Source organism: Streptomyces sp. (assembly GCF_036566765.1).
Classification (GTDB): domain Bacteria; phylum Actinomycetota; class Actinomycetes; order Streptomycetales; family Streptomycetaceae; genus Streptomyces.
Genome location: NZ_DATCVQ010000368.1, coordinates 1 through 5,415 on the forward strand (window position 1 = coordinate 1; position 5,415 = coordinate 5,415).

Consider the following 5,415-nt stretch of genomic DNA (forward strand, 5'->3'; position numbering starts at 1 on the left):
AGGCCCGCTGGCTACGGAGACCAGGCGCTCGTGAACCTCTGCAACTGCGCCTGCCACGTCCCGCGAGGCGGTGGCCGGTGAGCGGGGCGTACGGGCCGCTGATCTGCTGTCGCTGCGACAAGCCGATCGAGGGCGAGGCCGTGGTCGTCCCGGCGTTCTCCGCGTCGGGCGTCCGCCCCGACCAGCACCGGCATCCGACGTGTGACCCTCACCGGCCCCCGGCCACGCCGCGGCCGCAGTACATCTGACTCCTGCCCGGCGTGGCCACGGCGAGCCACGGCGGACAGGGCAAGACCGCTCCGGCCGAGCACCCTGGCAGGAATCCGGCCGGAGCGGTGACCACCCATGCGAGACAGGAGGCACCGTGAATTGTTCCAGTTGCGGCCAGGCCATGACCAGGACGCAGGACGGCTGGTACATCTGCTACCCGTGCGGCACCAGCCAGCCGGGATAGAGGGGGATACGTGAGCTGCCCACAGTGCAGCAGCCAAATAGCGGCAGCCGGAGGGGACTGGTTCCGCTGTACCGTCTGCCGCTACGAGATCCACGCCGATGCGTGGGGACTCCATCAGGAGCTACTCCGCCAGCTCGACGAGGATCCCGCGAAGTTCTTCGAGGCGGTCGACGACCGGCTGAGGGAGCTTCGTGCGGCCGAGCCTGTGTGGCAGCGCACCCGCTGACGGCCCCGGCCGGTTCGTACCCCCGGCCGGCCGGGGCTACCTCACCAGCTCCGCGAGGGGGACGCCGATCGCGTCGGCGATGAGGAGCAATGTGTCGATGCTCGGGGCGCTGCGCCCGTACTCGATGCCGATGATGGCGCTCCGGTCGATGCCGGTCCGTTCGCCGACGGCCTGCTGCGTCAGGTTGGCGTGGAGGCGGGCCTGCCGGATCTGTTCGCCGATGCGCCGTCTGCGGGCGAGGACCCAGTCGGGCAGCGGAGCAGAGTTCGGGCGGACCACCTGTCCACGGTGATCGCTCCTTGATCATTTGTATGCAGTGCTAGCGCCCCATTGTTTGATCTTGACGGGGGTGGGTATCTGCCGCAGACCCCCCCGTCACGGCGTCCGCGCCACCGGCCCCGCCGGAATGACGCGGACCGGGCACCGGTGGCGTACATGCGTCCGCCGCCGGTCGCCTATCGCTCTGATTCGGTCAGAGCAGAGCTGCCCCGTCCCATTTCGGGACGGGGCAGTGCCATGTCGCCTACCGTGTACGAGAAGACCCCCGCCGGCATATACGGCGGGGGTCTCTGCCTGTGGTGCCGACCTCCCCGTCGGACGACCACAGGATCGCGAGCAGCATGCGTCTGACGCGCGTGGGGAGACACGTCGGCCTGCTCAATGATCAGCACTCTACGCCGCATGACCCCTGTCGACAGCATGTTTCTCAGAGATTCCCCCGTGCACCTTGGCGGGGATGTGGACTCTTTGTGGACTCTGGGCAAGGGAAGAGCCCCTCAGCCGTTACCGGCTGAGGGGCTCTGACAGGCTCTCACCTGCTGCTATCCCTGGTGGGCGCGGACGGTTTCGAACCGCCGACATCTGCTTTGTAAGAACACAGACCGCAGGTCAGGAGGGTTTCCGAGAACTTCCGAGACCCTCCGAGGGCCCGTAACGCTGGCGTTCCGGCCCTCCCGTGAGACTCGCCGAGACCTTCCGAGGGGCACCGAGCCGGGATTGTGGACTCGATGTGGACTCGACCCCGCGCACGGCTCACGAAACGGCCTGCAAGTGCCGCGCCTTCTGCCCCTGCATCGCGGCCAGCACCGTGGACAGCGCCTCGTCACTGCCGTGCGTGTACAGCCACGTGACCCGGCCGCCGCGCTTCTGCCCGAGCACCAGCTGCACGTCCTTCTCCGACACGCCCTGAGCGTGCAGGCGCGTCGCCAGGGCATGCCGGTAGTCATGCACCCGAGGCCACCACTCGTTGCGCCCGGTCTCAGCGTTCTTCACCAGCCGGGCAATCCCCGCCTCTTTGATCGCCGGGAGCCACACCCGCTTGAAGTTGTTCCTGTTCAGGACGCCTTCGATGGTCACTTCGACCAGCTCGCCAGCCTCGTTGCGGACCTTGCGCTTGTCGCCGGAGCGGGGGCTGCGGAAGATGAGCTCTTCCGGGTGCATGCCGGACTCGATCGGAGACTCGGTGTCGGCGGGATCCCACTTCTCGATCATCGTCCGAACCGCTTCCACAGCCACCGGAGTCAGCGGGACCACCCGGAAGCCGGCCGCAGTCTTCGGCGCCGCCTGCCTCATCAGCCGGCCCTCGTCGTCGATGACCACTTCCCTGACTTTGACGATGTCGTTGTCCAGGTCAACGTGACAGCGGCGCAGCGCCGTGGCCTCTCCCCACCGCATCCCGGTCTCCTCGAGGAACACGGCGAACGGCTGGTAGTACTCCGGGAGGTTCTTCCGAACGAGAGCGTACTGCTCCCGCGTCGGCGGCTTCAGATCGTCCGGGTGACGCGCCGGAGCTGACGCCGTGACCTGCACGTGCTCACCCGGGTTGAACGGGACGCGCTGATCGCGGACCGCGTCGCGGAGCATCATGTTCAGCAGCTCCAGGACCTTCTTCTGTGTGGCGTGCCCCTTCACCTCGGCGGTCACCCACGCCTGGAGCTCCATGTGCGTCAGGGAGTTCAGCTTCCGCCGGCCCCACTTCGCCTCGATGTGCTTCCAGGACGCGAGCTTGCGGTTCTTCGTCGTGGTACGGCCCTTCTTGTGGGCCGGCCACCACAGCTCCCACCAGTCCGTGACGAGGATGTCGCCACGCTTCGGGTCCAGGTAGGTCCCCTGGCGTACGGAAGTGCGGATGCTGTCGAGGAAGGCGTCGGCCTCGCTCTTCTTGGGGAAGTTCTTCGACTTCTGCGCCCCGTCGGCATCTCGGTAGCGGGCCTGCCACGAGCCGAGGCAGTCTCGGCGCTTCTTCCGCTCGCCGTACTTCTCGACCGGGTACGCCTCGACGCACGCGGCGCAGCCGCACGTCTTGCTGCGCTTCTGCCTGGGGTTGTTCTGTGCTCTACGCGCCACGGCGCATCACCTGCTCACTCCTCCGCTGATTGGGAATGCAGGGCAGGAGCTTTACCGGTGCCCCGCAGAAGCAGCGTGCACCAACAGGGGGCTGGGGGACGGCTAGTTGCTCAAGCACCGCTCGAAGGACGCGGAGCGAGCTTCCTCGGGAGAGGCCGGCGGGGACGCTAACGAGCTGGTTTACCGGGTCCCACGGGACGAGCACGGAGGCGTCGGAGTACTGGGCGCGGATGCACATGAAGAACTCCCCGTTGTGCGGGCGACGATGGAACGTCGGCCGCGGGGGAGGGCGTGGCCGTGCGATCGACCGTACCGCCTCATAGGTGAATATGCGACCACTCTGCGTGCCCCAAGTCACCCTGTTCTCACAGGGAGTGGCCGAGTCCATTTCTGTTGGACCGACCGAGGGGGCAGACGGTTGTACGGGGCAGCCGACTACTTCCGGTTGGCCTCGTTGAGGCCGCGGAGCTGCGCCTCGGTGAAGTCCTGCTGCTCGGCGGTCAGGCCGCGGATGAGCTCCAGGATGCGCTCTTCGCGGTCGGGGGCGAGCTTGCCCGGCACGCTGCGCTCGGTGGAAGCGAACAGCTCGTCGCGGGAGAACTTCGGGAACTCGTTGGCGAGGGCTTCGAGGTTCTTCGCGCTCGGGACGCGCTTGCGGTGGACCCAGAGGTTGACGGTTGCGTTGGAGACGCCGATGCGGCGTGCCACTGCGCTGTCGCTGAGGCCGCCGTAGGTCTCCTTCAGGCGGTCGAGGAGCTGTGCAAAGTCCTCGCCGGGCTCTACCTGCTGGTTATCCACACGGCAAGATTGCCCGCCCGCTTCTACTTTTCGCAAGTAAAAGTAGAAGCATGGCGGGTTCCAGTACAGCGCGTGACCTCCCCGTCGCGCGCCGTCGGTATCCGCATATGCCACCACCATAGAACACGCTTTCGAAGATTGCAGCCGACTTGGCGACCCTCGGAACTTCTCGGCGAACCTCGTTGACAAGGCTTCAACTGTGACTGTAAAAATGTCACAGCACCTCAGAACGAGGAGCTCAACCGCCTCACCACGCACGAGGTCCCCATGCCGAAGCTGCTCCGCAAGGGCGAAGGCCAGCCACTCCGCGACGAAATGAAGCGGCAGGGACTGACCCTCGACGAACTCTCCGACAAGACCCGCAAGGTCGACCCGGAAGGGCGCGGAGTGAGCCCGGCAACGATCGGCCGGCTCACCAGCCGCGGCCGGTCCGGCCGGGCCCGCTGCGAACTGAACACCGCATGGCTCATCACGGACGTGCTCAACAGCCCGATCCAGCGGTACTTCGCCATGCCCTCACCTTCAACTTCAACTGTCGAAAGGTCAAGGTCCGATGCCGAAGAAGACTGACCGACTCACCGTCCTCCCGGCCGGGCTGGTCCCCCTCCTCAGCCAGCGCGAGTTCGAGACGTACTACGGCGTCTCCGACTGGCAGGTCCTCCAGTGGATCAAGCAGGGGATGCCGGTCGAGCCGTTCGCCGGCCGTCAGCGCCGCTTCGACCTGGACAAGGTCCGCGCCTGGATGGCCGAGCAGGACCGCGAGCTCGCCGTCACCGCCTGACCCAACGAAAACGGGGCCGCTCGGACCCTGGCCGGTCCGTCTGCGACCCCTACGGATCCCTCTCAACTCACCGAATCGAGGAACCCGATGAGCATCAACCCTATCGCCCCCGAGCCGACCATGGCGCAGGCGCAGGACGCCCTTGAGGTGCTGTGCTGGCTGAGCATCCAGCACCCGGAGCTGCCCGCGCCGTACATCACCGTGCACAGCTTCCGCAGCACGAGTCTGCAGCTTCAGGTCCCGTTCGGTGCGTTCGAGCCGTGGCGCGAGGTGCTGGAGATCGACGCCGAGGACGTGCGGCTGTACTCGACGGGCGACGACAGCCACATCGACGTCACCAGCACGCTGCACATGGAGCTCGGCGGCAGGTCGGTGGACGTGCCGGTGCATCTGTACGGGGTGGGTCTGCCGGTGCTGGAGGAGCGCCCGGCCGACATGGTCCCGGCGGCGACGGCTGCGGAGCGTGTGGCATGAGCGCCCGCGAGGAGCTGCTGTGCCGGGCCCGCAAGCTGCTGTGGCAGGCCTGGTCGCAGAGCAGCGAGGAGATCGGTTCGGCCGCCGTCAGCACGCTGATGGGGCTGGGGATGCTCGTCCCGGAGGGCGGCGCCGCCGAGCTGGAGAGGCTGCGGCTCCTCATGAATGCACAGCCCGTCGAGCTCACCGAGGAGCAGCGCGACGCGCTGACCGACGCGGGGAACCGCGCCCTGAACGACCACTACCACGACGACCTGTGCCACTGCCGCGAGTGGCCGGCGAGCTGTGCGAGCGGCAGCGGCTACTTCATGGGCACCTGGGACACGGCCGCGTTCG

The 5,415-nt window shown here is 67.3% G+C and carries 8 protein-coding genes; 5 read left to right on the forward strand and 3 right to left on the reverse strand.

The window, feature by feature from the left end; translation table 11 throughout:
- The first annotated feature begins 77 nt into the window (after positions 1 to 77).
- Positions 78 to 248 (forward strand): hypothetical protein, encoded by a 171-nt coding sequence (locus VIU94_RS21320; protein WP_331913438.1) that lies wholly within the window; start codon positions 78 to 80, stop codon positions 246 to 248.
- A gap of 468 nt (positions 249 to 716) precedes the next feature.
- On the opposite strand, the gene VIU94_RS21325 is transcribed toward VIU94_RS21320, so the two are convergent.
- The 3 genes from VIU94_RS21325 to VIU94_RS21335 all read right to left on the reverse strand — a co-directional run bounded on the left by VIU94_RS21325 (position 717) and on the right by VIU94_RS21335 (position 3,824).
- A complete protein-coding gene (locus VIU94_RS21325) occupies positions 717 to 959 on the reverse strand; it encodes a helix-turn-helix domain-containing protein (RefSeq protein WP_331913439.1) in 243 nt (80 codons plus the stop codon).
- Between the two features lie 753 nt (positions 960 to 1,712).
- On the reverse strand, positions 1,713 to 3,026 hold the full coding sequence (locus VIU94_RS21330) for a tyrosine-type recombinase/integrase (protein WP_331913440.1): 1,314 nt from the start codon (positions 3,024 to 3,026) through the stop codon (positions 1,713 to 1,715).
- A 435-nt stretch (positions 3,027 to 3,461) separates the two neighbouring features.
- A complete protein-coding gene (locus VIU94_RS21335) occupies positions 3,462 to 3,824 on the reverse strand; it encodes a helix-turn-helix domain-containing protein (protein WP_331913441.1) in 363 nt (120 codons plus the stop codon).
- A 267-nt stretch (positions 3,825 to 4,091) separates the two neighbouring features.
- On the opposite strand from VIU94_RS21335, the gene VIU94_RS21340 reads away from it, so the two are divergent.
- The 4 genes from VIU94_RS21340 to VIU94_RS21355 form a co-directional block, all read left to right on the forward strand.
- Positions 4,092 to 4,394 carry an XRE family transcriptional regulator gene (locus tag VIU94_RS21340; RefSeq protein ID WP_331913442.1) on the forward strand — a complete coding sequence of 101 codons (303 nt, stop codon included), beginning with the start codon at positions 4,092 to 4,094 and terminating at the stop codon, positions 4,392 to 4,394.
- Positions 4,378 to 4,605: a hypothetical protein gene (locus tag VIU94_RS21345; RefSeq protein ID WP_331913443.1), complete on the forward strand. Its 228-nt coding sequence runs from the start codon at positions 4,378 to 4,380 to the stop codon at positions 4,603 to 4,605. Before VIU94_RS21340 ends, VIU94_RS21345 begins: the two co-directional genes overlap by 17 nt.
- Positions 4,606 to 4,692: 87 nt before the next feature.
- Positions 4,693 to 5,079: a hypothetical protein gene (locus VIU94_RS21350; RefSeq protein WP_331913444.1), complete on the forward strand. Its 387-nt coding sequence runs from the start codon at positions 4,693 to 4,695 to the stop codon at positions 5,077 to 5,079.
- A partial coding sequence (locus VIU94_RS21355; protein ID WP_331913445.1) for a hypothetical protein occupies positions 5,076 to 5,415 on the forward strand: 340 nt, incomplete at its 3' end. The genes VIU94_RS21350 and VIU94_RS21355, both read left to right, overlap by 4 nt.

Coding starts and splice junctions, on each gene's coding strand:
- VIU94_RS21350 (WP_331913444.1), top strand. CDS start 4,693: ATGAGCATCAACCCTATCGCCCCCGAGCCGACCATGGCGCAGGCGCAG.
- VIU94_RS21340 (WP_331913442.1), top strand. CDS start 4,092: ATGCCGAAGCTGCTCCGCAAGGGCGAAGGCCAGCCACTCCGCGACGAA.
- VIU94_RS21345 (WP_331913443.1), top strand. CDS start 4,378: ATGCCGAAGAAGACTGACCGACTCACCGTCCTCCCGGCCGGGCTGGTC.